This window comes from Thermomonas beijingensis (assembly GCF_020034655.1).
In the GTDB taxonomy this organism is placed as follows: domain Bacteria; phylum Pseudomonadota; class Gammaproteobacteria; order Xanthomonadales; family Xanthomonadaceae; genus Thermomonas; species Thermomonas beijingensis.
Genome location: NZ_JAIQDJ010000003.1, coordinates 50,535 through 76,440 on the forward strand (window position 1 = coordinate 50,535; position 25,906 = coordinate 76,440).

At 61.1% G+C, this 25,906-nt stretch carries 23 protein-coding genes; 7 read left to right on the forward strand and 16 right to left on the reverse strand.

Annotated features, from left to right (window positions below):
* Nucleotides 1-73: 73 nt before the first annotated feature.
* The 7 genes from K7B09_RS08265 to dnaA form a co-directional block, all read right to left on the reverse strand.
* Complete coding sequence (locus tag K7B09_RS08265) at nt 74-745, reverse strand: energy transducer TonB (protein WP_223628919.1); 672 nt, start codon at nt 743-745, stop codon at nt 74-76.
* A 152-nt stretch (nt 746-897) separates the two neighbouring features.
* Nucleotides 898-1,989 (reverse strand): tetratricopeptide repeat protein, encoded by a 1,092-nt coding sequence (locus K7B09_RS08270; RefSeq protein ID WP_223628922.1) that lies wholly within the window; start codon nt 1,987-1,989, stop codon nt 898-900.
* Nucleotides 1,990-2,108: 119 nt separating this feature from the next.
* Entirely contained in the window at nt 2,109-2,939 is an 831-nt protein-coding gene (locus K7B09_RS08275; protein WP_374348772.1) for a M48 family metallopeptidase, read from the reverse strand.
* Nucleotides 2,929-5,409, reverse strand: a complete 2,481-nt coding sequence (gene gyrB, locus K7B09_RS08280) for a DNA topoisomerase (ATP-hydrolyzing) subunit B (RefSeq protein ID WP_223628925.1) — start codon at nt 5,407-5,409, stop codon at nt 2,929-2,931. Before gyrB ends, K7B09_RS08275 begins: the two co-directional genes overlap by 11 nt.
* 97 nt (nt 5,410-5,506) lie before the next feature.
* Nucleotides 5,507-6,598, reverse strand: coding sequence for a DNA replication/repair protein RecF (gene recF, locus K7B09_RS08285; RefSeq protein WP_223628928.1), 1,092 nt, complete (start codon nt 6,596-6,598; stop codon nt 5,507-5,509).
* 85 nt (nt 6,599-6,683) lie between these two features.
* Entirely contained in the window at nt 6,684-7,784 is a 1,101-nt protein-coding gene (dnaN, locus tag K7B09_RS08290) for a DNA polymerase III subunit beta (protein WP_223628930.1), read from the reverse strand.
* A gap of 253 nt (nt 7,785-8,037) precedes the next feature.
* Complete coding sequence (gene dnaA / locus K7B09_RS08295; RefSeq protein ID WP_223628933.1) at nt 8,038-9,363, reverse strand: chromosomal replication initiator protein DnaA; 1,326 nt, start codon at nt 9,361-9,363, stop codon at nt 8,038-8,040.
* A gap of 207 nt (nt 9,364-9,570) precedes the next feature.
* On the opposite strand from dnaA, the gene rpmH reads away from it, so the two are divergent.
* From rpmH to K7B09_RS08320, 5 genes are all read left to right on the forward strand, one after another.
* Entirely contained in the window at nt 9,571-9,711 is a 141-nt protein-coding gene (rpmH, locus tag K7B09_RS08300) for a 50S ribosomal protein L34 (protein ID WP_028840469.1), read from the forward strand.
* 95 nt (nt 9,712-9,806) lie between these two features.
* Nucleotides 9,807-10,259: a ribonuclease P protein component gene (gene rnpA, locus K7B09_RS08305; protein WP_223629064.1), complete on the forward strand. Its 453-nt coding sequence runs from the start codon at nt 9,807-9,809 to the stop codon at nt 10,257-10,259.
* Nucleotides 10,256-11,917, forward strand: a complete 1,662-nt coding sequence (yidC, locus tag K7B09_RS08310) for a membrane protein insertase YidC (protein ID WP_223628935.1) — start codon at nt 10,256-10,258, stop codon at nt 11,915-11,917. The genes rnpA and yidC overlap by 4 nt, the downstream gene beginning before the upstream one ends.
* A gap of 54 nt (nt 11,918-11,971) precedes the next feature.
* A complete protein-coding gene (mnmE, locus tag K7B09_RS08315) occupies nt 11,972-13,303 on the forward strand; it encodes a tRNA uridine-5-carboxymethylaminomethyl(34) synthesis GTPase MnmE (RefSeq protein ID WP_223628937.1) in 1,332 nt (443 codons plus the stop codon).
* A 79-nt stretch (nt 13,304-13,382) separates the two neighbouring features.
* Complete coding sequence (locus tag K7B09_RS08320; protein WP_425507852.1) at nt 13,383-14,420, forward strand: energy transducer TonB; 1,038 nt, start codon at nt 13,383-13,385, stop codon at nt 14,418-14,420.
* Between the two features lie 75 nt (nt 14,421-14,495).
* On the opposite strand, the gene K7B09_RS08325 is transcribed toward K7B09_RS08320, so the two are convergent.
* From K7B09_RS08325 to K7B09_RS08355, 7 genes are all read right to left on the reverse strand, one after another.
* Nucleotides 14,496-15,692, reverse strand: coding sequence for an ABC transporter permease (locus K7B09_RS08325; RefSeq protein ID WP_223628942.1), 1,197 nt, complete (start codon nt 15,690-15,692; stop codon nt 14,496-14,498).
* On the reverse strand, nt 15,689-16,444 hold the full coding sequence (locus K7B09_RS08330; RefSeq protein ID WP_223628945.1) for an ABC transporter ATP-binding protein: 756 nt from the start codon (nt 16,442-16,444) through the stop codon (nt 15,689-15,691). Before K7B09_RS08330 ends, K7B09_RS08325 begins: the two co-directional genes overlap by 4 nt.
* A gap of 27 nt (nt 16,445-16,471) precedes the next feature.
* A complete protein-coding gene (locus K7B09_RS08335) occupies nt 16,472-18,025 on the reverse strand; it encodes an alpha/beta fold hydrolase (RefSeq protein ID WP_223628947.1) in 1,554 nt (517 codons plus the stop codon).
* A 45-nt stretch (nt 18,026-18,070) separates the two neighbouring features.
* Nucleotides 18,071-18,268 (reverse strand): helix-turn-helix transcriptional regulator, encoded by a 198-nt coding sequence (locus tag K7B09_RS08340; RefSeq protein WP_223628949.1) that lies wholly within the window; start codon nt 18,266-18,268, stop codon nt 18,071-18,073.
* Nucleotides 18,265-18,861 carry a hypothetical protein gene (locus K7B09_RS08345; protein WP_223628951.1) on the reverse strand — a complete coding sequence of 199 codons (597 nt, stop codon included), beginning with the start codon at nt 18,859-18,861 and terminating at the stop codon, nt 18,265-18,267. Before K7B09_RS08345 ends, K7B09_RS08340 begins: the two co-directional genes overlap by 4 nt.
* The gene (locus K7B09_RS08350) at nt 18,858-19,028 is read right to left on the reverse strand and encodes a hypothetical protein (protein ID WP_223628954.1); all 171 of its coding nucleotides are present in this window, start codon (nt 19,026-19,028) and stop codon (nt 18,858-18,860) included. The genes K7B09_RS08345 and K7B09_RS08350 overlap by 4 nt, the downstream gene beginning before the upstream one ends.
* Nucleotides 19,029-19,132: 104 nt before the next feature.
* On the reverse strand, nt 19,133-19,897 hold the full coding sequence (locus K7B09_RS08355; protein WP_223628956.1) for an FAD-binding oxidoreductase: 765 nt from the start codon (nt 19,895-19,897) through the stop codon (nt 19,133-19,135).
* A gap of 89 nt (nt 19,898-19,986) precedes the next feature.
* On the opposite strand from K7B09_RS08355, the gene K7B09_RS08360 reads away from it, so the two are divergent.
* Together K7B09_RS08360 and K7B09_RS08365 are read left to right on the forward strand one after the other, a co-directional pair.
* Nucleotides 19,987-20,925: an ABC transporter ATP-binding protein gene (locus K7B09_RS08360; RefSeq protein WP_223628959.1), complete on the forward strand. Its 939-nt coding sequence runs from the start codon at nt 19,987-19,989 to the stop codon at nt 20,923-20,925.
* On the forward strand, nt 20,922-21,695 hold the full coding sequence (locus tag K7B09_RS08365; RefSeq protein ID WP_223628961.1) for an ABC transporter permease: 774 nt from the start codon (nt 20,922-20,924) through the stop codon (nt 21,693-21,695). Before K7B09_RS08360 ends, K7B09_RS08365 begins: the two co-directional genes overlap by 4 nt.
* Here K7B09_RS08365 and K7B09_RS08370 read toward each other — a convergent pair.
* Nucleotides 21,692-24,760, reverse strand: coding sequence for an efflux RND transporter permease subunit (locus K7B09_RS08370; protein WP_223628966.1), 3,069 nt, complete (start codon nt 24,758-24,760; stop codon nt 21,692-21,694). The two genes, K7B09_RS08365 and K7B09_RS08370, sit on opposite strands and share 4 nt — an antisense overlap.
* Nucleotides 24,757-25,851 (reverse strand): efflux RND transporter periplasmic adaptor subunit, encoded by a 1,095-nt coding sequence (locus K7B09_RS08375; RefSeq protein WP_223628969.1) that lies wholly within the window; start codon nt 25,849-25,851, stop codon nt 24,757-24,759. Before K7B09_RS08375 ends, K7B09_RS08370 begins: the two co-directional genes overlap by 4 nt.
* Nucleotides 25,852-25,906: the final 55 nt, after the last annotated feature.

Consider the following 25,906-nt stretch of genomic DNA (forward strand, 5'->3'; position numbering starts at 1 on the left):
ACCTTTTGATGTCGTGGATGAGGTAGTTCAAAACGGATAACACGAGAGTAGTACAGGGCACAATCAAACAGCTTTACAACTTGAACTCGACTGGAACGCGAACGCGGCTTGCGACCTTCTGTCCGTTCCGGACTTCCGGATTAAAGCGCCACTTGCGTGCAGCCTGCTGCGCGGCACGATCCAGATTGCGATTGCCGCTGGATTTTTCGACTTCAACATCCAGCACCCCGCCGCTAGCGTCAATACTGACGATCAGGATCGTGGTACCGGTGATGCTGCGGCGCATTTCTTCAGGCGGATACTTCGGCGGATTCATGCCGCGCGATGAAGGATCAACACTGGAGCCTACATCCGAAATCGCTGCCGGTGGAGCGGGGGGCGACGGCGGCGGCGCAGGACGATCCACGGCACGCGGAGTATCCAGCACCACCGGCGGATCTTCCGGCGGCGGCGGCGTCGGCGTCTTGATGGTCGGCGGCGCCAACGTCTTGATCGGCGGCGGCGGCTTGTCCGTCGGCGGCGGCGGTGGCGGCGGTGGCGGCGGCGGCGGTGGCGGCTCGATAAAGGTGACGCTCACCGTATCGGTTTTCTCGGTTTCCTGCGGTGGCGGCGACACTGGAGACAGCAACAACAGCAGCGCTGCCGCATGCAGAGCAACCGCAAAGCTGATGCCGGTGATGCGCGGCCAACTCAAGCCGAGTTCACGGCTGTTTCTATTCTCGATGTGGGCGAGATCTTCCGACATGCGCACGGCTCTAGAGGTGGGGGCCCCGCACGTTACCGGCGAGGCATCAACAGTGCGGCTTTTCGGCCGCAGGAATCCCGTAGTTTATACCAAGCTAGTGGACTTGTTCCAAGTCTTATTTTTGGTGTAAGCAAGAAACTGCGTGGTCGGTCTCATCGCGCAAGGATGCGTTTGGCATCCTCGGGCTTCTTGATACCCTTGTCCAGTGCCGATTTGGCGGCGGCTTTGGCCTCGGCTTTCTTGCCATCCATATCCAGCACCTTGGCCAGGTTCAAGTAAGCCTCACCATCCGCTGCCATCGGTGCGGCACGCTTGTACATGGCAATCGCCAGCGGCATGTTGTCGTTGGCATAGGCCGTTTGCGCCAAGATCTGGTAGTCGCGTGCAAGCTCCGGGCCTGGCTGCAAGATGCCCTTGGCCACGCCGTCATCGACCACCTTCTGTGCCTCCGTCCAGCGCTGGGCATTCATGTAACCGATATAGAGTGCACGCAACTCTCTTGGTTCGGTCAGCATGCCGCGTTGGTAGGCCTGTTCCAGCAACTTGTTGGCATCGTCAAATTTCTCCGCACCCTGCAGCGCGGCAACACCGTTCATCAACAGGCGTTTATCGGTGGGATTCTTGTTGATCAGGTCTTTGTAGATTGCGGCCGCTTCGTCATTGCGGTTTAAGCCTGCCAGCACGCCCGCACGGAACGCTAGCTGATCGGCTTTGCCCGATTTGGTTTCCGCCAAAAAGCGATCGATCGTGGCCAAAGCATCGGCGTACTTTTCTTCGCCGTACTGAATGATGGCCAGGTTGTACATTGTTGCGTAGTGACTATCGTTATCCAGCCCGTTGGCATCCACGGCCTTGCCAAAATAAGTGGCGGCCTTGGCTTGGTCGTTCATATTTGCAGCGGCATTGCCGGCCATCGAATAGGCAAACGCTTTGTCGTAGGCGTTGGCCGATGCCATCCCCCCCAATTCATCCGCTTTGCTGATGACCCCCGCCCAGTCGTCTTTTTCATAAAGCTCTTGCATCGCTTGCAAGGACTTGATCGTTTTGGGTGAGGCCTTGGCCTCGGGCGACTGGCGGGTAGCATTGGGGTACATCGGTGGCTTCTTCTCGGCCTCGGCCTCGGCCTTGGTCACCTTGCCATGTCCCAATTCGGCCTGCCGCTTGGCCCGCTCTTCGCGAGCACTGCTTTGTGGATCCGCATGCACCAACGGCGCCAACGTGATCAAACCCAAAGCCGCTGTCATGGCAACAATAAGAGGACGACGCATCGACAAGAACATACAACACCTCAATGAGTTGAGCGCCGCGTGGAGCAATACGGCGGTGTTAAAAAACTAGCAGAAACGAGGCAATTTGGCGCGTGCTATTGGTTCTGCGGCTGGCAACGTGGCTGGTGTCCGGTTGTGTGCGCTGCTTGCATGACTGGTGTCAAACCTTCGGCACGCTGCTGCAACTCACGCAATCGAGATTCTGGATCTGGGTGCGTGGACAGCCATTGCAGTGGCCGCGAACCATCCGCTGCACCCATGTTACGCCACAATGCCACTGCCCCATTCGGGTTGAAGCCGGCCTTGGCCATCATTTCCTGGCCCACGACATCGGCTTCAGATTCTTGTGCGCGCGAATTGGGCAACAGGAATGCCCCTTGCAGCAATGCCCCGCCAACTTGTCCCGTGGTCTGCTGCACCGCTTCCCCATAGCGCGACCCCACCGCCGCACCCGCCACGCCCAACCCAAGCTGGGCATAAGCCTGCCGTGTGATACGTTCGTCGTGATGCCGGGCAACAACATGCCCAATCTCGTGGGCAATCACCGCGGCCAGCTGATCTTGATCCTTGGCGACCTTGAAAATGCCGGTATAGACGCCGATTTTGCCACCCGGCAGGGCCCAGGCATTGGTTTCATCGTTTTGGAACAACGCATAGTCCCAATGCAAACCATTCCATGGTGCAGGCAGTTGCGTGGCAATGGCTGTCACCACACAGCCTACATAAGCCGTCAAGCGCCCCTCTTTACTCAGTGGCGTGGTGGCTTTGGCTTCCGCAAAGGCTTGTGCCCCCATCTGATCCAACTGCAGCTGCGAGACCGCCCCCACGTATTGGGTACGCCCGGTGGGCGACGTGGTAGTGGCGCATGCCACCAACAGCCCCAGGCTGGCAGCGGCAAGCAGCCAGCGGTGCGCCTTACACGTCAAGATTGGCCACCTTCAGCGCATTTTCCTCGATGAAATTGCGGCGCGGCTCCACCACATCGCCCATCAGGGTGCTGAAGATGGCGTCGGCAGCCACGGCGTCTTCCAGCTTCACTTGCAGCAGGCGGCGGGTATCCGGGTTCACCGTGGTATCCCACAACTGCTCCGGGTTCATTTCACCCAAACCCTTGAAGCGCTGGATCTGGCGGCCTTTCTTGGCTTCTTCCAACAGCCATTCCTGCGCTTGGGCAAAGCGGGTGATGGCTTGCACCTTGCTGCCGCGCACGATGCGCGCACCGTCCCGGATCAGCCCATGCAGCAGGCTGGCCGCCTCGCGCAGGGGCTTGAGTTCGCCATGCTCAAACAGCGCCCGTGGCAAAATCTGGGTCAGTTCCTCGCCCATGTGCACGCGGGTCACCAGCAATGCCGCCGGGCGGCCTTCCTGTGCGTCCTGCCAATGCAGTTGGTAGCGCGGCTTGCCCAGCCCGTTTTGGTTCAGGCGGGCAGCCAAGCTGTCGACATCGGCCTGCGTGGGCGCATGTACCGCATCCAGCGGGACGAAATCAATCAGTGCATCCAGCACGCCAGCGTCAAACCGATGCGCATTGCGTTGCACCGCCTCGCGGGCACGCGCAAATGCCAGCAACAAGGTTTCCAGCGCCTGGCCGGTGATGGCAGGTTCGGCCTCCGCCGGGATCAGCTGTGCTCCTTCCACCGCGTTGCCGGCCAAATAGGCGTCCAGTGCGGCATCGTCCTTCAGATACAACTCGTTTTTGCCTTGCTTGATCTTGTACAGCGGCGGCAGCCCGATGTAGATGTGGCCGCGGTCGATCAACTCCGGCATTTGCCGGTAGAAGAAGGTCAGCAGCAGGGTACGGATATGGCTGCCGTCCACGTCGGCGTCGGTCATGATGATGACGCGGTGATAGCGTAATTTATCCGGGTTATATTCATCCTTGCCGATACCGGTACCCAATGCGGTAATCAGCGTGCCAACCTCGGCACTGGCCAACATGCGGTCAAAGCGGGCGCGTTCCACATTCAAAATCTTGCCGCGCAGCGGCAGCACCGCCTGGGTCTTGCGGTTGCGGCCCTGCTTGGCGCTGCCGCCGGCCGAATCACCCTCGACGATGAACAACTCGGACAATGCCGGGTCTTTTTCCGAGCAGTCGGCCAGCTTGCCGGGCAAGCCAGCGATATCCAGCGCGCCCTTGCGGCGGGTCAAGTCACGCGCTTTGCGCGCCGCTTCGCGGGCACGGGCGGCATCGACGATCTTGCCGGCGATGGCCTTGGCTTCGTTCGGGTGCTCTTGCAGGAACTCCTCGAACTTTGCGGCGAAAACAGAATCGACAACCGCACGTACCGGCTCCGTGACCAGTTTTTCCTTGGTCTGCGAGGAAAAGCCAGGATCCGGCACCTTCACCGACAGCACCGCGATCATGCCTTCGCGCATGTCATCGCCCGACAGCGAGACCTTGGCCTGCTTGGCAATGCCGCTGCTTTCGATATAGCGGGTCAGGGTACGGGTGAGCGCAGCCCGGAAACCGGTGAGATGGGTACCGCCATCTTTTTGCGGAATATTGTTGGTGAAGCAGTACATCGTTTCCTGGTAGGAATCGCTCCACTGCACGGCGCAGTCGACGACGATGCCGTCCTGCTCCCCGCTGATCGAGATCACATTGGCATGCAGGGGGGTCTTCAACTGGGCCAAGTGCTCAACGAAGCTGCGAATGCCACCTTCGTACTGGAAGACATCATGCTTACCGTCCAGGTGTTCATCGATCAATTCGATCTTGACCCCGGAGTTGAGGAAGCTGAGCTCACGCAAGCGCCGGGCCAGAATGTCGTAGTGGAATTCGACGTTATCGTTGAAGGCCACCACCGACGGCCAGAAGCGAACCTCGGTGCCACGTTTGCTGGATGCTTCCAATTGCTTGAGCGGGTACACCGGCTCGCCGTGGCGGTATTCCTGCTGGAAGTGGTAGCCATCGCGCCAGATATCCAGCAACAGCTTCTCGGACAGCGCGTTGACCACCGACACACCCACACCATGCAAACCGCCGGAGACCTTGTAGCTGTTGTCGTCGAACTTGCCACCGGCGTGCAGGACGGTCATCACCACTTCGGCAGCGGAGATGTCGCGGCCCTGCTTTTCGCTTTCCTTGGCGTGCCGACCTACCGGAATACCGCGGCCGTTGTCCCAGACCGAGACCGAACCATCGGCGTGAATCGTCACGCGCACCTGATCGGCATGGCCGGCCAGCGCTTCGTCCACGCCGTTATCGACGACTTCAAACACCATGTGATGCAGGCCGGAACCGTCGTTGACGTTGCCGATATACATGCCCGGGCGTTTGCGGACGGCTTCCAGCCCTTCCAGGGCGGTAATGCTGTTGGCATCGTAATTCCCGGCGGTTGCCGCTGGGGTGATGGTTGGGGGCGTCTGGCCCGGAATCTGTTCGTTCTGCGACATCAGCGCGTTCGGCTCCCGAGGCGCGCCGAAAGACGCGCCAAGACACATTAGCAATAGGAACCTGCAGTATAGCCGACCCGGGGCGGACCAGCCCTCGCTAGGGATGCAGTGGCCCGGTGATGACGCCATGTTCCACGTGGAACATCGTGACTGGCAACGCCATCGTCGCCAATGCCGGGGGGGGCTCGGTGCCGGTCACCAGTACTTGCGCCCCACTCGCGGCCAGCACCGCCAAGACGCGCTGTTGATGCTGGCGGTCCAATTCCGACCCCAAATCATCCAGCTGCAGGACCGGCCAATGCCCCAAGGTTTGCGCCAGCTGCGTGGCCTGGGCCAGCAACAAGGCCAATGCCAGTTGTTTGGTTTGCCCGCGTGACAAGCCTTCGCGACCCGGCAGGTGCTGCAAACCGAACCGCAGATCGGCGCGATGCGGGCCCACACTGGTGTGGCCAAGACTCAAATCGCGCTCGCGGGCCAACAGCAAAGCATCGGCCAGGGCGAGTTCTTGCCGCTTCCAGCCAGGGGATAACGTCAACACCACCGCGCCCGCGGCCGGGAGTAGTTGTGGCAATAACGCAACGAGATGCTCTTGCAGACTGGCGACATAGCTTTCACGCAGCTGGGTCAGCACTTCACCCGATTGCGCCAGCTCATGCTCCCACGCGTCCAATTGGCCACGGCCGCCGGATTGCCGCAACAACGCGTTGCGTTGCTTCAACGCCCGTGTATAGCGGCGCCACTGCGGCAAAAAGTCATGTTCCACGTGAAACATGCCCCAATCCAGATAACGGCGGCGTCCCTCGCTGCCACCATCGACCAAGGCATGGCTACCGGGTTCAAAGCTGATCACCGCCAACGCTTCACACAACTGACTGATCTGCCGAAGGTCACTGCCATCCAGCCGTGCTTGCCATTGGCTACCGGTGTGCCGCAACCCGGCCCGGTGGGTGGATTGATCCGGCAAGCGCCATTCCACATAGGCCTGCAAGGCCGGATCTCCTTGCCGCACCAGACCATCCCGTACCCGGGCACGGAAACTGCGGCCATGCGCCAGCAAGTGCAATGCTTCCAACAGGGTGGTTTTGCCGGAACCGTTATCACCGGTAATCAAGTTGAAGCCCGCCACCGGCGAAAACTCGGTCTCTGCAAACCGACGGAACGAATGCAGGTGCAGGCGTTGAATCAACATGCCAGGATCACGTGCAGGCACATACAACAACGCCCGGGGAAGCCGGGCGTTGCCAAACGTGTTTCACATAACGCAGCAGGATCATTTACAGACGCAGCGGCATGACCACATGCCGTGCATGTGCACTGTCGGCACCGCGCACCAAAGCCGATGAATTCGCATCGCGTAATTGCAAAACCACCGATTCGGAACGCAACGCACTCAGCGCTTCCAGCAAGTAGGTGACATTGAAGCCAATCGCTAACCCATCAACGTGGGTATCGGCTTCCACTTCTTCCTGCGCTTCTTCTTGCTCGGGGTTATGCGCACTGATCCGCAACAAATTGGGAGCAACTTCAACCCGAACGCCACGATATTTTTCATTGGACAAAATCGAGGTTCGTTGCAATGCCGCACGCAACACCTCGCGATCAACCGTGACCTCGCGATCGGCCCCAATCGGAATCACCGCCTCGTAATCCGGGAATTTACCTTCGATCAATTTGCAGGTGAAAATGACATCGTTACGTTTGATCCGGATATGCCCTTTGCCAAGCTCCAGTTCCAGCAGGCGATCGCCGCCTTCCAGCAGGCGTTGCAGTTCTTGTACACCCTTGCGCGGGACGATGATCTGACGCTTACCGCCTTGTCCTGGCTCCAATGCCGCTTCGCATAGCGCCAGACGGTGGCCATCGGTTGCGACACAACGCAACGACGTTTCACGCAGATCAAACAAGAGACCGTTGAGATAAAACCGGACATCCTGCTGGGCCATGGCAAATGCTGTGCGCTCCAGCAGTTCTTTCAAAGAGGCTTCCGGAATCTGCAGGCGTTCGCTGGCATCGACTTCATCCAACGACGGGAAGTCGTTGGCGGGCAAACTGGCGAGTGTGAAGCGGCTGCGTCCTGCTTGAACAGCAACTTTGTCCCCCGTCTTGCTGATGGTGACAAGGCTCCCATCGGGCAGGGCGCGCACGATTTCGAACAATTTGCGTGCAGGAATGGTGAGTTCGCCATCCTGAGCGCCATCGACGGCCACGCGCGCGACCATTTCCACTTCAAGATCCGTGCCGGTCAGCGACAGTTGGCCGCCATCGAGACGAGCAAGCAAGTTGGCCAGTACTGGCAGTGTATGGCGGCGCTCGACCACATTCACGACTTGTGCCAATGGCTTGAGTAGAACTTCGCGTTGCAGGGAAAACCGCATATCAACCCCTTGCCCTAATTGGGTGGTGGAGCGTTGCCGCTTGGCAAGCTCCGGCTTTTGAAAGGATATAAATCTAGAAAGCAGGTGGTGTTGGTACAACGAAATTATCTGTAAAACTTCATTAAGTTATTGTTTTAAAAAGTAAATTCGCAATCCAAAAGGCTGCGGGAAAAGCACGGGTAGATTGCGGAAAACTTGTGGATAACTTTGGCGGCGTTGTGCCATCCCGAGTTATCCACAACTCTTGCCTGGCTTATTCACTGAGCTTGCGGATCAATTTTTCCCAATCTTCGTACAACTTGCCATCACTGTCTTTGAGTTTCTTGATCTGACGGCACGCATGCAACACGGTGGTGTGGTCGCGGCCATCAAACGCATCCCCGATGTCGGGCAGGCTGTGTTCGGTCAACTCTTTGGCCAGTGCCATTGCCATTTGCCGCGGACGCACCAATGACCGGGTGCGGCGCTTCCCCAGCATCTCTCGAAGCTGTAGCCCGTAGTAGTCTGCCACGGCTTTTTGGATGTTGCCGATGCTGATCGATTGCTGCAGCGCGCGCCAACGATCGCGCAGGGTTTCCTGCGCAAACTCCAACGTTACCGGTCGCCCCAGCAAGCCAGCTTGGGCGGTCAGTTTGTTGATTGCGCCTTCCAACTCACGCACATTGCTGGGCATCTTCTTGGCGATCAGCTGGGCGACTTCATCCGGAATCGACGTGCCCCGTTCACGTGCTTTGGATAACACGATCTGTGCGCGGGTTTCGAAATCCGGCGGGTCAATGGCCACCGACAATCCCCAGCCCAGCCGGGACTTCAGCCGCGGCTCCAAGCCTTCCACTTCACGCGGATAGCGGTCGCAAGTCATGATGATCTGCTGCTTGCCATCAAACAGGGCGTTGAAGGTGTGGAAGAATTCTTCCTGGGTGCGATCCTTGCCGGCAAAGAATTGGATGTCGTCGATCAGCAGCGCGTCGATTTTCTGGAATTGCCGCTTGAATTGATCAGCAGATTTTTCCTGAAGCGCACGGAAAAACGCGCTGTAGAAATCGTTGGAACGCAGGTACAGCACTTTGGCTGCCGGATTGAGCCGGCGCATTTCATTGCCGGCGGCAAACATCAAATGCGTCTTGCCCAAGCCGGTGGCGCCATACAGCAACAACGGGTTGTGGCTACGCTCGCCAGGCTTTTGCGCGGCTGACCATGCCGCAGCACGAGCCAGCTGATTGCTGCGGCCTTCAACGAAATTCCCGAACACATAATGTGTGTCCAGATTGCCCCGAAACGGTTCCTCGGCAGCCGCAGCTGGTGCGGTGCCAGCGCGTGGTGATGTTGGCTCGGCAAGCGTGCGTGTCGGCGCACCGACGTTCAGCGAGACATCGTCAAACCCACCAAAATGGCGCGCCAATTCGCGAATTCGCGGCAAAAACCGATCGCATACTTCGTCGCGCACAAAGGTATTGGGCGCGTACAGCAGCAGCCCATCATCGCGTGGTACCGATTGCAGGGGTTTGAGCCAGGCCAGCACATCTTCCTGTGCGACTTCGGATTCCAGGCGATGCAGGCAGGCGAGCCAGACGTCCATGCGTTGGTGCGTTCTCTCAGAGACGAAAACCCACAGGCGCAGATGAGGGCCTGTGGATAACATTGGGGAAGACTGGCAGATTAGCATCCCGAACGATTCCCGCCAAACCACGGCGTAGGGTTTCGGGTATCGCTTGGCTTGCACAGGCCGCATAAAGCCGCTATCATTCCGAGTCTTTTCCGTTCAAAACAAGCAAGCAGGCCCGAAATGGCGACCAAGCGCACTTACCAGCCCAGCAACCTCAAGCGCAAGCGTGATCATGGCTTCCGCGCCCGTATGGCAACCGCCGATGGCCGCAAGGTGTTGGCGCGTCGCCGCGCCAAGGGCCGTCGCCGTCTGACGGTCTGACCCCCAAGCGGGGTCAGCTCTCCGGTTTCGGCCGGAATGCGATGACGCAGGATGCTTTGAACCTAACGCCGGTATCCACTCAGGATGCCGGCGTTATCGCGTTTGCGGGTTCATGTGGGTTGCCGCCGCAGGCAAGAGTGCGCGCCAAGGCCGAGTTTACGCAGGTGTTCGAGACCGGCAAACGCGTGGCCGAACCGCTGATGGCGTTGCATTGGTTGCACGATACGCATGCACCCAGGATCGGCTTGGCGGTGTCGCGCAAGGTCGACCCGAATGCGGTAGGTCGTAATCGGATCAAGCGCGTTCTGCGCGACGCCTTCCGTCATCTGCGGCCGCAGTTACGCCCCGGTGCGTACGTGATTGTGGCACGTGCAGCGGCGCGACAAGCCGATAACGTAGCGCTGCGCGATTGTTTCGATCGCCTGCTCAAGCGCGCTTGTGCATTGCCGCAAATACAGGCGCGGGGCACAATGCCGCCCGCACCTTCCCTTCCTCAAGATGCTTCCGGGCCGATCATGGCTGTGGAACCAGGCAAGCCTGTCCAATGAATCAGACCCGTACTTTCCTGTTGATGGCTTGGCTGATGGTGGCCTTTTTGCTGTGGCGCGAATGGGGCAATGAGCATGCCCCGGCGGCAACGCCGGCGGCCATTCCGGCAGCCCAGCAGACTACACCCGGTAATTTGGCCAATACGTCCAATTTGCCCACCGCCAGCGCGATTCCCGGCGTAGCGGCGAGTGCTGCGAGCGCACAACTGCGTGCCACCGCCGAGACCGGCCCGCTGGTGCGGTTGCGCAACGACGTGCTGGATCTGCAATTGAATGGCCTTGATGTGGTGCGTGCCGAGTTGCTGCAATACCGGCAGGCACGTGCGCCGGGTAGCCCGGCAGTGGTTTTGTTCAACCCCGAGCAGGCCCAGTTTTTTGTTGCCCAGGCCATTTGGCGTGGCGTCGATGGCACTGTGTTGGTGCCGCTGCCGGAAGGCCCAGCGCGTGAATTTACCCTGGCCAACGGTGCCGCTGCCGTCAGTGCGCGGTTTGTCGCCAATGCCGCCAATGGCATTCAGCTGCAGCGCACCGTGACCCTGGCGCGTGGTAGCTATGCGCTGCAAGTGCACGACGAGCTCGTCAATACCGGCAATGTGGCGTGGACCGGCAATGTCGCGCGGGTGCTGGATCGGGTGCCACCGGTGGTCAAAACCGGGTTCACCAATCCGGAAAGTTTCAGCCTGAGTGGCGCGGCGTGGTACAGCGCCACGGACAAATACAAAAAGCGCAAATACACCAACTTCACCAAAGATGGCCCGCTGGATCAGACTGTGACCGGGGGTTGGGTGGCGCTATCGCAGCATTATTTTTTAACCGCATGGGTGCCGCAGAAAGATCAAGCGGCGTTGTTCACTTTGGCTGAAAAGGGCCGCACATACGAAATCGCCGCCCGTGGCCCACAGGTGAGTCTGGCCCCGGGCCAGCGGTTTGCGAGCAATGCCACGTTGTGGGTGGGGCCAAAATTGGCCGATAAACTGGAAGCAACCGCACCGGGGCTGGAGTTGGCGCTGGACTACGGCATGTTCACGGTGTTGTCCAAACCCATTCACTGGTTGCTGACCCAATTGCACAAACTCACCCACAACTGGGGTTGGGCGATCGTGCTGTTGGTGGTGTTGATCAAGTTGGCGCTGTATCCGCTGTCGGCTGCGCAGTACAAGTCGATGGCCAAAATGCGCAAGTTCCAGCCGCGCATCGCTCAGCTCAAAGAGCGCTATGGCGAAGACAAGCAGAAATTCCAGATGGCGATGCTGGATCTGTACAAGAAAGAAAAGATCAATCCCGCCGGCGGCTGCTTGCCGGTATTGATCCAGATGCCGGTGTTCTTGGCGCTGTATTACGTGCTGCTGGAGGCGGTGGAGTTGCGCCAGGCACCGTGGATCGTGGGTTGGGTCAGTGATCTGACCGCGCAAGACCCGTACTTCATTTTACCTTTGCTCAATGCTGCGGTGATGTTCTTGACCCAGCGCCTGACCCCGGCGGTGGGGATGGATCCGATGCAGCAGAAGATGATGCAGATGATGCCGTTGGTGATGGCGGTGATGTTTGCGTTCTTCCCGGCCGGTTTGGTGCTGTACTGGGTCACCAATGGCACCTTGGGGCTGGCGCAGCAGTGGTGGAATACGCGCAGGTTTGCCGAGGAGCCGGCCAAGGCGTAACCCAGGTAATGTTGGCCGTGGATGCTTGACGGGCTTTATCACGATCCTATGTCGATGCACGCAGACACTGACACCATCGTTGCCATTGCCACCGCACCGGGTGCCGCTGGCGTTGGGATTGTGCGGTTGTCCGGCCCGGCGGCACGCAGCATCGCTGAAACGATCTGCAGGCGCAGCCTGTCGCCCCGCGTTGCGCAGTACGCACGTTTTGCCGATGCCAATGGCGACATCCTTGACGATGGCATCGCCTTGTATTTTGCCGCGCCGGCCAGTTTCACCGGGGACGATGTGGTGGAGTTGCAGGCGCATGGCAGCCAAGTTCTGCTGCGCGAGCTGGTGGGCCGCTGCATCGCACTGGGTGCGCGGCAGGCACAGCCGGGGGAGTTCAGCCAGCGGGCATTTGGCAATGGCAAATTGGATCTGGCACAGGCCGAGGCACTGGCCGATTTGATCGCTGCGGCAGATGTGCGTGCGGCGCGTGCTGCAAGACGCTCACTGGATGGTGTGTTCTCACGGCGGGTGGACGCGTTGATGGCGCAAGTGTTGGCCCTGCGCGTACACGTGGAGGCGGCGATCGACTTTGCCGACGAGCCCTTGGATACGCTGGGTGGGCGCGCGTTGCAGGACAATTTGCACATAGCGCAGGACACGCTGGCGCAATTATTGGCTGCCGCCAGCAATGGTCAAGCCTTGCGGGATGGTTTGCATGTGGTGCTGGTGGGGCCACCGAACGCGGGCAAAAGCTCGATCCTCAATGCTTTGGCCGGCCGCGATCGTGCGATTGTGACTGACATCCCAGGAACCACCCGCGACCTGCTGCAAGAAACCATTCAGGTCGATGGTGTGGCGTTGACATTGGTGGATACCGCGGGTCTGCGCACCGCCAGTGATGCCATCGAAGCCGAGGGTATCCGGCGTGCACAACACGAGCTTGCGCGTGCCGATTTGGCGCTGGTGGTGGTCGATGCACGCGATCCACAGGCGGGGCGACAGGCGGTCGAAACGGCGCTGGTTGGCATACCGGACGTGTTGTGGCTGTACAACAAGATGGATTTGCTGGCCACGCATCTGGAGCTTGCCGAAGATGCGTTGGCGGTGTCGGCCAAAACCGGTGCCGGGATGCCTGCGCTGCATGCGCGGTTGCTGGCGCTGGTGGGGGGGGAGGCCACCAGCGGTGCATTTTCTGCGCGCAGCCGACATGTGCAGGCGTTGCGGCATGCCCAGCATGGGCTTGAGCAGGCAACCCTTGAATTGCAGCACGAGCGACTGGAACTGGCAGCGGAGGCGCTGGCGCAGACGCACGCGGATTTGGGCACCATTGGCGGCGCAATTGACGCAGATGGATTACTGGGTCACATTTTTTCGACGTTTTGCATCGGAAAATGACTTTCGGATGGCGCACGCTTGACAAACACGCTGCGTTGCCGCGTGCTATCGTCAGACAAGCCATGGTTTAACGGGGGAAATACTCATGTCTGCAAGCAAAAAGCTGTTCCACGGGGTCGCACCGGTTGCCCTGACGCTGGCCATCGCCTGTGCGCTTGGTGCCTGTAAAAAAGACGATGCTGCAGCCACTGGGCCAGCAGCGCCACAAGCCGCCGCCAAACCCACGCCGGAGTCGGTGGTGTCGGCCAGCGTGGCATCCATGGGGGCCGATCAATTGCGTGAAGCCGCAGGCAAGGCCTACAACGAGAACCGGTTGTATGCACCGGCGGGTAATAATGCGATGGAGTATTACTTGGCCCTGCGTGACAAGGTGCCAGGCGATGCCGGCGCGTCGAGTGCGCTGAATGACTTACTGCCGATGGCGGTGGTGGCAGCTGAGCAGGGTGTGACTCGGCAGGATTATGCCGAAGCCAATCGTCTGTTGGCGCTGATTGGGAAGGCCGATGCCAACCATCCGGCGCTGGCGCGTTTGAAGGCCAGCGTAGCCAGCAATGAAGCCAAGGCTCAGAAAGAGGCCGAAACGCAGAAATTGACGGCGGAAGAAGAAGCCAAGAAGCAGGCAGATTTGGCGAAGAAGCGCGAAGAAGACCAAAAGAAGCTGCAAGAACAGCAGAAGCAGCAAACCGCAGCACAAGAGCAGCAGCGCCAGCAGCAGGCCGCCGCCGAGGCGGAACGCCAGAAACAAGCCGCCGCCGCCGCCGAGGCGGAACGCCAGAAACAAGCGGCAGCCGCAGCAGAAAAGCCAACCCAAGCGGCCGCACCGTCTGCAGCACCGGCCGCACGGCCGTCTGCAGCATCCAACGAATTGCGCCCGATCTCCACGCCCAGCCCGCGCTTCCCGCCGGCGGCGCAGCGCGCCGGTGGCACCGGTTCGGTGCAGGTGGAATTCACCGTGGGTACCGATGGTTCGGTGTCCAGCGCGCGCGTGGTGTCGAGCGATACCCCACGTCAGTTCCAGCGTGATTTTGAACGTGAGGCACTGGCTGCGGTCAAGCGCTGGCGCTTCCAACCGGTGGGTCAGGCCACCACCAGTCGGCGCACGATTTCGTTCGAGTAATTCCGAACGGATGGAGGCTGCAAAAAAGCCCGGCGTTGCGCCGGGCTTTTTCTTGTTTGCACATCCCGCGTCAGGTCAGGCCGAGATCGCCAATTTTTCCTGCTTGTAGCGCCACACCGCCAGCGCCCACAGCAGCGCGGCCAGCGCCAGCGAGCTGGCGAGGTAGACGCCCCATTGCTGCAGCGAGGCGACTTCGCCGCGCGAGATCTTCTGGATCAGCTGGTTCTGCGACAGGAACGGCACCGCGTACTGCCACACCGCGGTGTCCTTCAACGGGTAGGCCATCAGCCCGTAGGCCGGCAGCATCGGCAGCATCATCAGCCACATCATGTGGCTCTGTGCTTCCTTCATGCTCTTGGCACCAGCGGCCAAGGTGGTGATCAAGGCGGTGCCGATCAATACCAGCGGCAGCAAGGTCAGCAGCAGTTTGCCCATCGCCGCGAAGCTCACATCCATCTGACTGCCGATGCCGCCGCTGGCCAGTGATGCCGACGTTTTGAAGGACACCAGGATCAGCAGCATCGACAGCAGGCCCAAGGATACCGCCGCCAGCATCTTGCCGCCGACCAATGCTGCACGTGATGCCGGTGTGGCCAGCAGTGGCTCAAGGGATTGCCGCTCACGTTCGCCGGCGGTGGTATCCATCGCCAAGTGTGCGCCGCCGATGAAAGCGAAAATGGTCAGGATCATCGGTAGCAGCACGCTCATGAACTGGCTGTTCTTGGCTTCCTGAGTGGCCATGTCGCGGGTGCCCACGCGCAGGGGCGTGGCGATGGCCGGGTTGATGCCGCGGATCAGCAGCCGCATCGCGCCAATGCTGTTGCCGTAGCCTTCCAGCACCTTGGTGACCCGCGCCACTTTGACATCGCCATTGCGGCGGGTGGAGTCGGTGATGATGTCGATTTTGGCTGGCTTGCCCGCCGCCCAGTCCTTGTCGAAATCGGTGTCAATCGCCAGCGCCAGATCTTCCTGTTGGGCCCGCACGCGGGCGTCGATGTCGGCCGGCGCGGCATGAGTGTCGATGCCGTAGCTGGCCAGGAACGTGATCAAATTCGGCGCACGTTCAATGCCCACCACGGGCAGATCCAGGTTTTTTTCCAGTTGGGTTTCGGCCCGCATTTGGGTGAGCTTGCCGATCCCGAGAAACAGCACCGGATATAGCAAGGGCGCGACCAGCAAGGTCAACAGGAAGGTGCGGCGATCGCGCACGAAGTCACGCCATTCCTTGCGCATCACCGTGAATAACGTGCTGAAAAAATGTTGCTGGTTCATGCGTGCAGGCCCTCTTCGCTGCCGATCAAAGTCACGAATGCGTCTTCCAGATTGTCTTCGCCGGTCATCGCACGCAGCTCATCGGGGGTGCCCTGCGCGGTCACCTTGCCGTGCGCGATGATTACGATGCGGTCACACAGCGCGGCCACCTCTTGCATGATGTGGCTGGAAAAAATCACGCAGCGGCCTTCGCCGCGCAGCTCTTTCAAAAAGCTGCGCAGGCCACGCGTGGTCATCACATCGAGGCCATTGGTGGGCTCATCCAAAATGACGTTTTTGGGGTCATGCACCAGCGCACGGGCGATTGCGGTCTTGGTGCGCTGGCCTTGTGAAAAGCCCTCGGTGCTGCGATCGAGGAAGTCTTCCATTTGCAACGCGGCGGCCAGTTTTTGGGTGCGCTGGGCAATCGCCTGCGCGGACATGCCGTGCAGTTGGCCGAAGTAGTCGATGTTCTCGCGTGCGGTCAGACGCTTGTACACGCCGCGTGCATCCGGTAGCACGCCCAGGCTGCGGCGCACGCGCTCGGCATCGGCGGCCACATCAATGCCATCCACCAGCACGCGGCCGGTTTCCGGTGTCATCAGGGTATAGAGCATGCGCAAGGTGGTGGTTTTGCCGGCACCATTGGGGCCCAGCAAGCCGGTGATCTGGCCGTCGTGTGCGGTGAAGCCGACGTCATCCACGGCGATCACGCGCTGCTTGTCCTTGCCCTTGCCGGGGAAAGTTTTGCGAAGATGTTCTGCAACGATCATTGCGTTGTTCCTTGAAGGTAGGGGCGCTTACGGCGCGGCGCCGTTGAAGCTGGTAAAGGGCTGTGCATAGGCCAACGTGTCCAGGCAGCTGGCGTCCAGGTGTTTGCCATCGGCTTGTTCGATGAACTGCGCAAACAGTTTCGGCATGCAGCCGGCACCAATCACGTTATGGCCCTGGCCTTTGAGTACAAACAGGCGGCTATTGGGAAGGGTCTTCACCACCTCGCTGCCGTAGCGCGGCGGGGTGACGGGATCAAACTCACCCTCCAACACCAGCGCCGGCACTTGGGTGGCAAGCGCCTTGTGGAAATCCGTCGGCGGAGTGCCTTTGGGCCAGATCTTGCACATCGCAGCCATCCCTTCCGACATGGTGTTGCCAAGCAAGGTGTGGCTGTCTTCCTCACGCGCCACCATGCTGGCCGCGTCTTCGCTGCACACCACCGACAGCTGCATGCCCATCGCCATCGCGTCTTTCATCTCGCCGGACATCATCTTGATCAGCGCCAGCAAGCCTTCGTAGTGGCCGCCATTGGCTTCGTGGATGAGCTTGGGCAGCAGTGAACTTGCCAGTGGCATGTAGGCATACATGCGCACCATGCCGGCCACGCTGTCGGCATGCAGCACGTCCTGCTTCCATTCACCGCTGCTGGCATCGCGATAACTGACGGTGGGCGGCGCGGCGCGCAGTTTGGCCAGCAACGTGTCGAGTTCGGCACGCGGGTCGCCCAAGGCGGTTTTGCACGCAGGATTCTTGCTGCACACCCCGAATTGCAGGGCCAGCGCATCATCCAGATTGCGGGCGAAGATATTGCCCAGCCCCAGCGTATTGGGTACCACCGAATCCAGCACGATGCTGCGTGTGGCCGCCGGGTAGCGCATCGCATATTGCTGCGCTACGCGGGTGCCATAGCTCACGCCCACCAGGTTGATCTGCTTGGCACCGATGGCCTGCCGCACCGCATCCAGATCGGTAATCGCATCGGTGGTGGTGTAGTGGCGCAGGTCGGCTTGCTTCGACAAGGTGTCTACGCAGGCCAGCGCCTTGGCTTGCATCACCTCGGGCGTGGGGGTGCCGGTGCTGCCGTCGTCATCGTCGGCTGCACATGACAACACATTGGATTTGCCGGTGCCGCGTTGATCGACCAAGATCACGTTGCGGTGCTTGCGCACTTCCTTGAACACCGGATCCAGCCCGGGATAGGAGTCCACTGCTGACTGTCCGGGGCCGCCTGCGATGAAGAACACCGGATCGGGCGTGGCAGAGCCATTCTCCGAAGCAGGTACCCACGCGATATTCAGCGCGATCTTGCGGCCATTGGGTTGGCCGCGATCTTCGGGCACTTCAAGGCGCGTGCACTGGGCTTCCAGGGCGTCTTTGCTGAACGGTGAGCTCAAGCTGCAGGGCGTGAATGCCAGCGTGCCCAATAGCGTGGGCTTGATGGGCGCAACCGGTGCGGTGCTTTGCTTGCTGGCAATGGTCTTGCCGGAGTCCGTATCGGGGGTGTGGTGTAGCGTCTTGTAGCCGAACACGGCGACAGCCGCGACGATGGCCAGAACAAGTCGAGTCTTGCGGGAATTCATCGGAAACAACCTCGTTGGATGGTTGTGGTTGGAAAGGAACTGGCGTCAGCCTGCATCAGGCAGAAACACATCTTCGATATGCAGTGAAAACAAGCGGGCGATGCGAAACGCCAGTGGCAAAGAAGGGTCGTACTTGCCGGTTTCCAGCGCGTTGATGGTTTGTCGCGAGACCTCCAGCTGTGTTGCAAGTTCACCCTGCGACCAGCCGTGGGCCTCACGCAATTCGCGCAGCCGGTTGTTCATAGATAGCGCTTGGTGACAAAAAATTTGGCGGCGCCGTAGCACAGCATCAGCAGCGGGAACACCCAGATCATCGCCATCGCGGCATCAAAGTGCAGCACTTTGGCTTTGTCCAGCAGGCCGCCGGCGAAATACAGCACCGAGACCAGCAGGCTGGCGATGCCGATGGCTTCGGTTTCGATCCGCCGTTGCAGTTCGTCGATCTCGCGCAGGTAGCGCAGGGCCGCCCACATCAGCATCAGGATGGCCAGTGCCGGCGATACGGCGATGACGGCGCGCAGCGGGATCGATGCGATGCCCTGCTTGATCACCCAGATCGAAGCAAACAGGGCCAGTGAATAGAACCCCATGATCGGCAGCAGCGCGCGGATATAGCGTTTGCCGGCCGGCTGCGCGTACATCTCGTCGCAATGCTCGCGCCACCAGCGCGGCAACAGCAGCATCAGCGCGGAACCGGCCAGATAACCGGTGCCGATCCCGAGCCAGGTGCTGACGGCGTTCTGCGGCCATTGCAACAGCCACTTGCCGGCCCCGGCCAGGGCAAACGAACCCAGCCCGATCAGCACGAAGCCCCAGATCCAGCGGCGCAGGGTCACGGCTGTTTGTCCTTGCGTGCTTTGGCGATGAACGCGATCCCCAGCCCGATGAAGGCCATGCCTACCCCCAAGAAGGCGGATTGGCCGCTGGCGGCAACCGCCATAAACGCGATCCCGATACTGAGGAAGCTGATTCCGGAGGCTTTCGTGGGGTGTTGGGTTTTCATGCGGTACGCCGTGACTTGTCAAGCTTGCTTGACAAGATGATGCACGCATCAAAAATGGCTTGTCAAGTCCCCTTTACAGCACTATGCGTCGAAGCATGAGGCAGTCACTTGTTGCTGACGTACTTCTCGCGGCGAATCATCGGAATCGGTAGGCCGATGGCTTTGAGCGCTTCGAAATTGGCATCCACCATGTCCGGGTTGCCGCACAGATAGGCGATATCGGTAGCGGCATCGGGCACTAGCTCGGCCAAGACGTTTTGCACATAGCCGTGGCGCACGTCGGGGTGCGCATGCGGGGAATCGGCGGCGGGCAATTCGCGTGACAGGCAGGGCATATAACGGAATTGCGGATGCGCCTCGGCAAACGCGCGGAATTCATCGCCATACAGCAATTCCGCTGGCGTGCGTGCGCCTTGCAGCAGCACCACCTGCACGCCGCGCTGGGCCATTTGCTGCGCCAACTGCGGCAGCATCGCCCGGTACGGGGTGATGCCGGTGCCGGTGCCGATCAATACATAGCGGCGATTGGCATCATTGGGATACAGACAAAAGCGCCCAAACGGGCCGCTGGCATCGACCGTGGCGCCGATGGCCAGCCCTTCGAACAAGGCGGTGGCGGCACCGCCGGCCACGTAGCTGACAGCGATATCCACCTGCGCATCCGGGGCGTCGTCAGGCTGCCGGCCGATGGCGATGGAATAGCTGCGCTTGGCCGCGCTGCCATCGGCGTATTCGAAATGGATCTGGATGAACTGCCCGGGGATGCACGGCAACGGCTGGCCGTCATCACGCAGAAAGGACAGATGCGCCACGGTCGGCGCAATCATGCGGCGGGCGGTCAATTTAAGCGGAAAGTGAACAATGGCCACGGCGTTGCAACACTGCGTGGCAAGAGTGGTGCCACAAGGCTGCCTATACTACCAGCCAACTTGCGCGGCCTTCGCGCACGAGGGCGTTCATGAGCATTTCCACTTCCGCGCCGGCATTGCGCGTCAATGCGCTGCGCAAAACCTACGATAACGGTGTCGTGGCGCTGCAAGGCGTCAGTTTGGATGTGACACCCGGTGATTTTTTCGCCTTGCTGGGGCCCAATGGTGCCGGCAAAAGCACGCTGATTGGCATCGTCAGTTCGCTGGTCAACAAAAGTGGCGGCAGTGTCGAAATTTTTGGCATCGATATCGAACGCGAGCGCAGCTTGGCGATGCGCCAAATTGGTCTGGTGCCGCAAGAATTCAACTTCAACATGTTCGAGAAGCCGCTGGATATCTGCGTGAATTACGCGGGTTTCTACGGCATCCCGCGCGAGCAGGCATTGGCGCGTGCCGAACAGGTGCTGAAAGAGGCGCAGCTGTGGGACAAGGCGGACAAAGTGAGCCGCTCATTGTCTGGCGGGATGAAGCGGCGGCTGATGATTGCCCGCGCCATGATGACCCAGCCGAAATTGTTGATCCTAGATGAGCCCACCGCCGGGGTGGATATCGAAATCCGCCGCGGCATGTGGAAGACGCTGAAGGACATCAATGCCGCTGGAACAACCATCATTCTGACCACGCATTATCTGGAGGAAGCCGAGAGCCTGTGCCGCAATCTGGCCATCATCGACCACGGTCGCATCGTGGAGCAGGGGCCGATGAAGTCGCTGCTGGCCAAGCTTGACGTGGAAGGTTTCGTGTTCGATATCGAAGGCGGGCTGCCATCGGTATTGCCGCAGATCGACGGTGCCGTGCTGCTGGCCAGCGATGTGCATACGCTGGAGTTGGACATGCCGCGAGCGATGGATTTGAATCGCGTGTTTGCCGCCTTCGAGGCCGCCGGCATTCGGGTGCGCTCGATGCGTACCAAGAGCAACCGGCTGGAAGAATTGTTTGTTCGCCTGACCGGCAAGGAGGCCGCATGAACACCAATGCAAACCTGGTCGCGCTTGCCACCATTGCGCGGCGCGAAGTGATGCGGATCTTGCGCATCTGGACACAAACCCTGATTCCGCCCGCCATCACCATGACGCTGTATTTCTTGATCTTCGGTGGGCTGATTGGCTCACGCGTGGGCAAGATGGGTGGCATGGATTACATGCAATTCATCGTGCCGGGGCTGGTGATGATGAGCGTGATCCAGAACAGCTACGGCAATGTGTCGTCGTCGTTTTTCAGCTCCAAGTTCGGCCGCTATGTGGAAGAACTGCTGGTCAGCCCGATGCCCAATTGGGTCATCCTGACCGGCTATGTGACCGGCGCGGTGCTGCGTGGGGTGATGGTGGGTGCGATTGTGCTATGCATCGCGATGCTGTTTACCCGCGTGCATATCCCGCATCCTCTGGTGACGCTGAGCGCGGTGTTACTGGGCGCCACAATCTTCTCGCTGGCCGGTTTCATCAACGCGGTATTTGCCAAGAAGTTTGACGATGTGGCCATCGTGCCCACCTTCATCCTCACCCCGCTGACCTATCTGGGCGGCGTGTTCTATTCGATCACCTTGCTGCCGGCTTGGGCGCAGGCGGCCACCCATGCCAACCCGATTTTCTACATGGTTAATGCCTTCCGCTATGGCTTGCTGGGGCAAAGCGATGTGCCGTTGTGGGTGGCATATGCCTTGATGTTGGGCTTCGTGGTGGTGTTGGCCACGATTGCCTTGGCCTTGTTGAAGAAAGGTGTGGGGCTGCGCAGTTAAGTCGTCATCGTGCGGTGCCAGTGCCGCGCGATCCATGCGCCAGCATCATCCAACACGGTGTAGGCGGCGGGCACCACCAGCAGGCTGAGGGCGGTGGAAGTGACCAGGCCGCCAATCACCGCCCACGCCATCGGCGCGCGCATGCTGGATTCGCCGGAAAAGCCCAGCGCCAGCGGCAGCATGCCGGCACCCATCGCAATCGTGGTCATGATCACCGGGCGGGCGCGCTTGTGGCAGGCGTCGATCAGCGCGGCGTGCCGCGACAGGCCGTGCTGGTCTTCGGCCATCACCGCATAGTCCACCAGCAGGATGGAGTTCTTGCTGGCGATGCCGATCAGCATCAACAGCCCGATCAAGGCCGGCAGCGACAGCATGTGGCGGGTAATCAGCAGTGCGCCGAATGCACCGGCGGCGCACAGCGGAATCGCGCTCAAAATGGTCAGCGGTTGCATTGGGTGACGGAACAGCAACAGCAGCACCATGTAGATGCAGGTGATGCCGGCCACCATCGCCATGGCGAAACCGGTGAACAGTTCGACGAAGATTTCCGAATCGCCGGTGTTGATGAACGAGACCCCCGGCGGCAAGGCTTTCACCGCGGGCAGTTGTTGCACCTGCGCCATCACCTCGCCCAGCGGACGGCCATTGAGCTCGGCGGTCAAGGTGATGTTGCGTTGGCGCTTGTAGCGACTGATCACCGACGGCCCGCTGCCATCACGCAGGGTGGCCACCGCCGCCAGCGGCACCGCGCCACGCGCACCCGGCACGCGCAATTGCACCAGCAGGTCCGGCTGCGCCAAGGTGGCTTGGTCGAAGCCGACGCGAATCGGAATTTGTCGGTCGGCCAGATTGAGTTTGGCCATGCGCTGCACGTAGTCGCCACTGGTGGCGATGCGTGCGGCTTCGGCAATCGCGGTGGTGGACACACCCAGTTCGGCGGCGCGTGCCGAATCCGGGAGGATCTGCACTTCCGGGCGCAGCAGCGAGGCCGACGAGGACACGCTGCCCAGCCCGGGAAGCGTGCGCAGTTCGCGCTCCACGTTCGCCGCCGCCGCGTACAGCGCATCGGCATCGTCACCGGCCAGCACCAATTGCATCAGCTCGCCGGGCTCATTACTCATGAAGCTCAGGCGCACGCCGGGTAGGTTGGCCAGGCGGTTGCGCACCTCGGTTTCCAGCGTGCGTTGGCTGCGTTGGCGGGTGTTGGATGCGCCCCATTCCAAGGTCAGTACCGCGCGACGCAGATCGGGCAAGCCGCTTTTGCCGGGGTCGCCCAGATTGGGCACGCTGCCAATTTGGGTGAACACTTGCTTGAGTTCGGGGATGGCGTGCAGTTGCGCGCGCGCCTGCTCGGTCATGCGGGCGGTGTCTTCGATGCGCACGCCGGGTGCCAACTCCAGCGACAGCATGCTGCGGCCTTGGTCGGATACCGGGATGAAGGTGGTGGGGATCAGCGGAATCAAGGCCAGCGAGGCAAAAAAAAGCAGGGCCGCCGCACCCAGAGTTTTCCAGCGATGCTGCAGCGCCTTGTCCACCCACACCAGATAGCGGCGCATCAGGTTGCCGTCTTCCTCGGCATGCGGCTTGGGCTTGAGCAAATGCGCGGCCATCATCGGCGTCAGCAGGCGCGCCACCAGCAGCGAGAACAATACTGCGGTGGCGGCGGTCCAGCCAAATTCGCGGAAAAACTTGCCGGACACGCCGGGCATGAAGGCCACCGGTACGAACACCGCCGCCAAGGTGATGGAGGTGGCGATGACGGCGGTGCCGATTTCATCGGCAGCATCGCGCGCGGCGTCCAGTGGCTTCTTGCCCATGCCCAGATGGCGCACGATGTTTTCGATTTCGACGATGGCATCGTCCACCAGCAAACCAATCACCACGCTCAGCGCCAGCAGGGTGATCATGTTCAGGCTGAAGCCCAGCCACTGGATCACCGCAAAGGTGGGGATGATGGAGAGCGGCAGCGCAATCGCCGACACCCAGGTGGCGCGCCAATCGCGCAAAAACCAGAACACCACCGCCAGTGCCAGCAGCGCGCCTTCCCACAGCATCGTCATCGAGGAGGAATACGAGCGCTGGGTTTCTTCCGACATATCGGTCACTTGCCGGAACCTCACGCCGGGGTGCTGCGTGGCCAGCTCGGCCAGCGCCGCACGCACGGCATCGCGCACCTTCAACTCATCGGCCCCACGTGAGCGCGCCAGCGAAAACCCCACCACCGGCTTGCCATCGAGCAGCGCGATCTGGCTGGGGTCGGCACTGCCATCGTGCACCGTGGCCAGTGCGTCCAACCGGGTGTGCTGGCCATTGGGCAGGGCGATGCTGAAGGCGCGCAGGGCCTGCGCATCGGCCACCGTGTTGAGCGTGCGCACACTCTGCTGGCCGCCGTCCTGCTCGGTCTTGCCGCCGGGGCGGTCCACCTGCATCGCCGCCAATTGCTGGTTCACCGCGCCGGCGGTGATGCCCTGCGCCAGCAGGGCTTGCGGGTTCAGATCCACCCGAATCTGCCGGTCCACGCCGCCGATGCGGGTGACAGCCGCCACCCCGTTGACGCCATACAAGGTGCGCGCCACGTAGCGATCGACAAACCACGACACGTCGTCCGGCTGCAACGCCGGCGCATCCACCGCATAGGTGAGCAGCGAGCCGACGATTTCCACTTTCGACACCACCGGCTCCTGGATGTCCTGCGGCAGATCCATGCGAATCCGCGTGACGGCGTCTTTGCTGTCGTTCAGTGCCTCCAGCAAATTGGCGTCGATGCGAAATTCAATGACCGTGGTGGACTGCCCATCCACCACCGTGGAGAACACACGCTTGACGTGGTTGAGCGTGGCGACCGCATCTTCCACCTTGCGCGTCACTTCGGTTTCCAACTGCTGCGGCGAGGCGCCTGGCTGGCTGATGACCACGGTCACCATCGGGAAACTGATGTCGGGGAAGCGCGCCACTGGCAATTGATGGAAGCTCCACAGCCCCGCCACGCACAGCACGAAGAACAGCATGATGGCGGGCACCGGGTTGCGGATGCCCCAGCTGGACAGATTGCCGCCGCCGCTCATGGGGTCTTGCCTGGAGAATTGCCTGCGCTTGGCACCACGCGCACGCGGTCACCGTCGGCCAGAAAGCCGGCGCCTGCGCTGACCACGGCGTCACCGACCTTCAGGCCACTGCGGACTTCGATCAGAGCACCTTGGGTGCTGCCGGTGTCGATACGTACTTGCTGCGCGCGTTGCTCGCGGCCCACGCGGAAGGCATAGGTGTGGCCGTCGCGGCGCACCACCGCCGCCACCGGGATCACCAGTGCGCTGCCCTGCCCGATCGCAATCCGGCCCTGCACATAGGTGCCGGGCTGCACCGGCCCGGGCGCGGGCAGATCCACATAGGCGGTGCCGGTGCGGGTCGTGCTGTCCACGCCGGGTGTCACGGCGCGCACGCGGCCGTGCACGCCGCTGCCTTCCAGCAGCACCGCTTGTCCGGGCTGTACCTGTGCCAGTTGTGCTTCGGGCAGCTCGGCGCGCCATTCCAGCCGGCCTTGGCGGATCAGCCGCAGCAACTCGCTGCCGGCACCCACCACTTGCCCGGGCTGCACCAAGCGTCTGGAAATGGTGCCGGCATCGGGGGCGCGTAGTTCCGCATAGCTGCGACGCAGCGCGGCGGCATCGCGCACCGCACGGGCGGTGCCCAACTGGGCCTCGGCCTGGGTGCGGGCGGCGCGCAGTTCATCCAGCGCCATCGCACTGATGTAATGCCCATCCACCAGCGATTGCCCGCGGGTGTATTTCGAACGCGCCAGCTCGGCCCCGGCGTCGGCTTGCCGCAGCGCGGCGGTGGCCTGCGCCAGATCGCTGTCCAGGCTGCGATGGTCCAGCTCCAGCAGCAGCTCGCCCTTGCGCACCTGTTGGCCCACGTCCACGTGCAGCGCGGTGACGCGCAGGCCGGACAGTTCCACCCCAAGCTGCATCTCTTCCCACGCCGCCACCGGACCGGCGGCCGGCACGTTGCGCGACAGGGTTTGTAGTTGTGCCGGCATCACGCTGACCGCTTGCGCCGATAGCGCGGCGGGAGTGCTGTCCTGTTTGTGGCAGGCGGTGGCCAGTAGCGTCAAGCACAGGGCAAGCCCCGGCAACAGCAGGCGTGAACAAGCGCGCATACACAACGATCCGATGGGAGGCGGTGGCGCGCAGCCTAGCATATAACTAAACCAA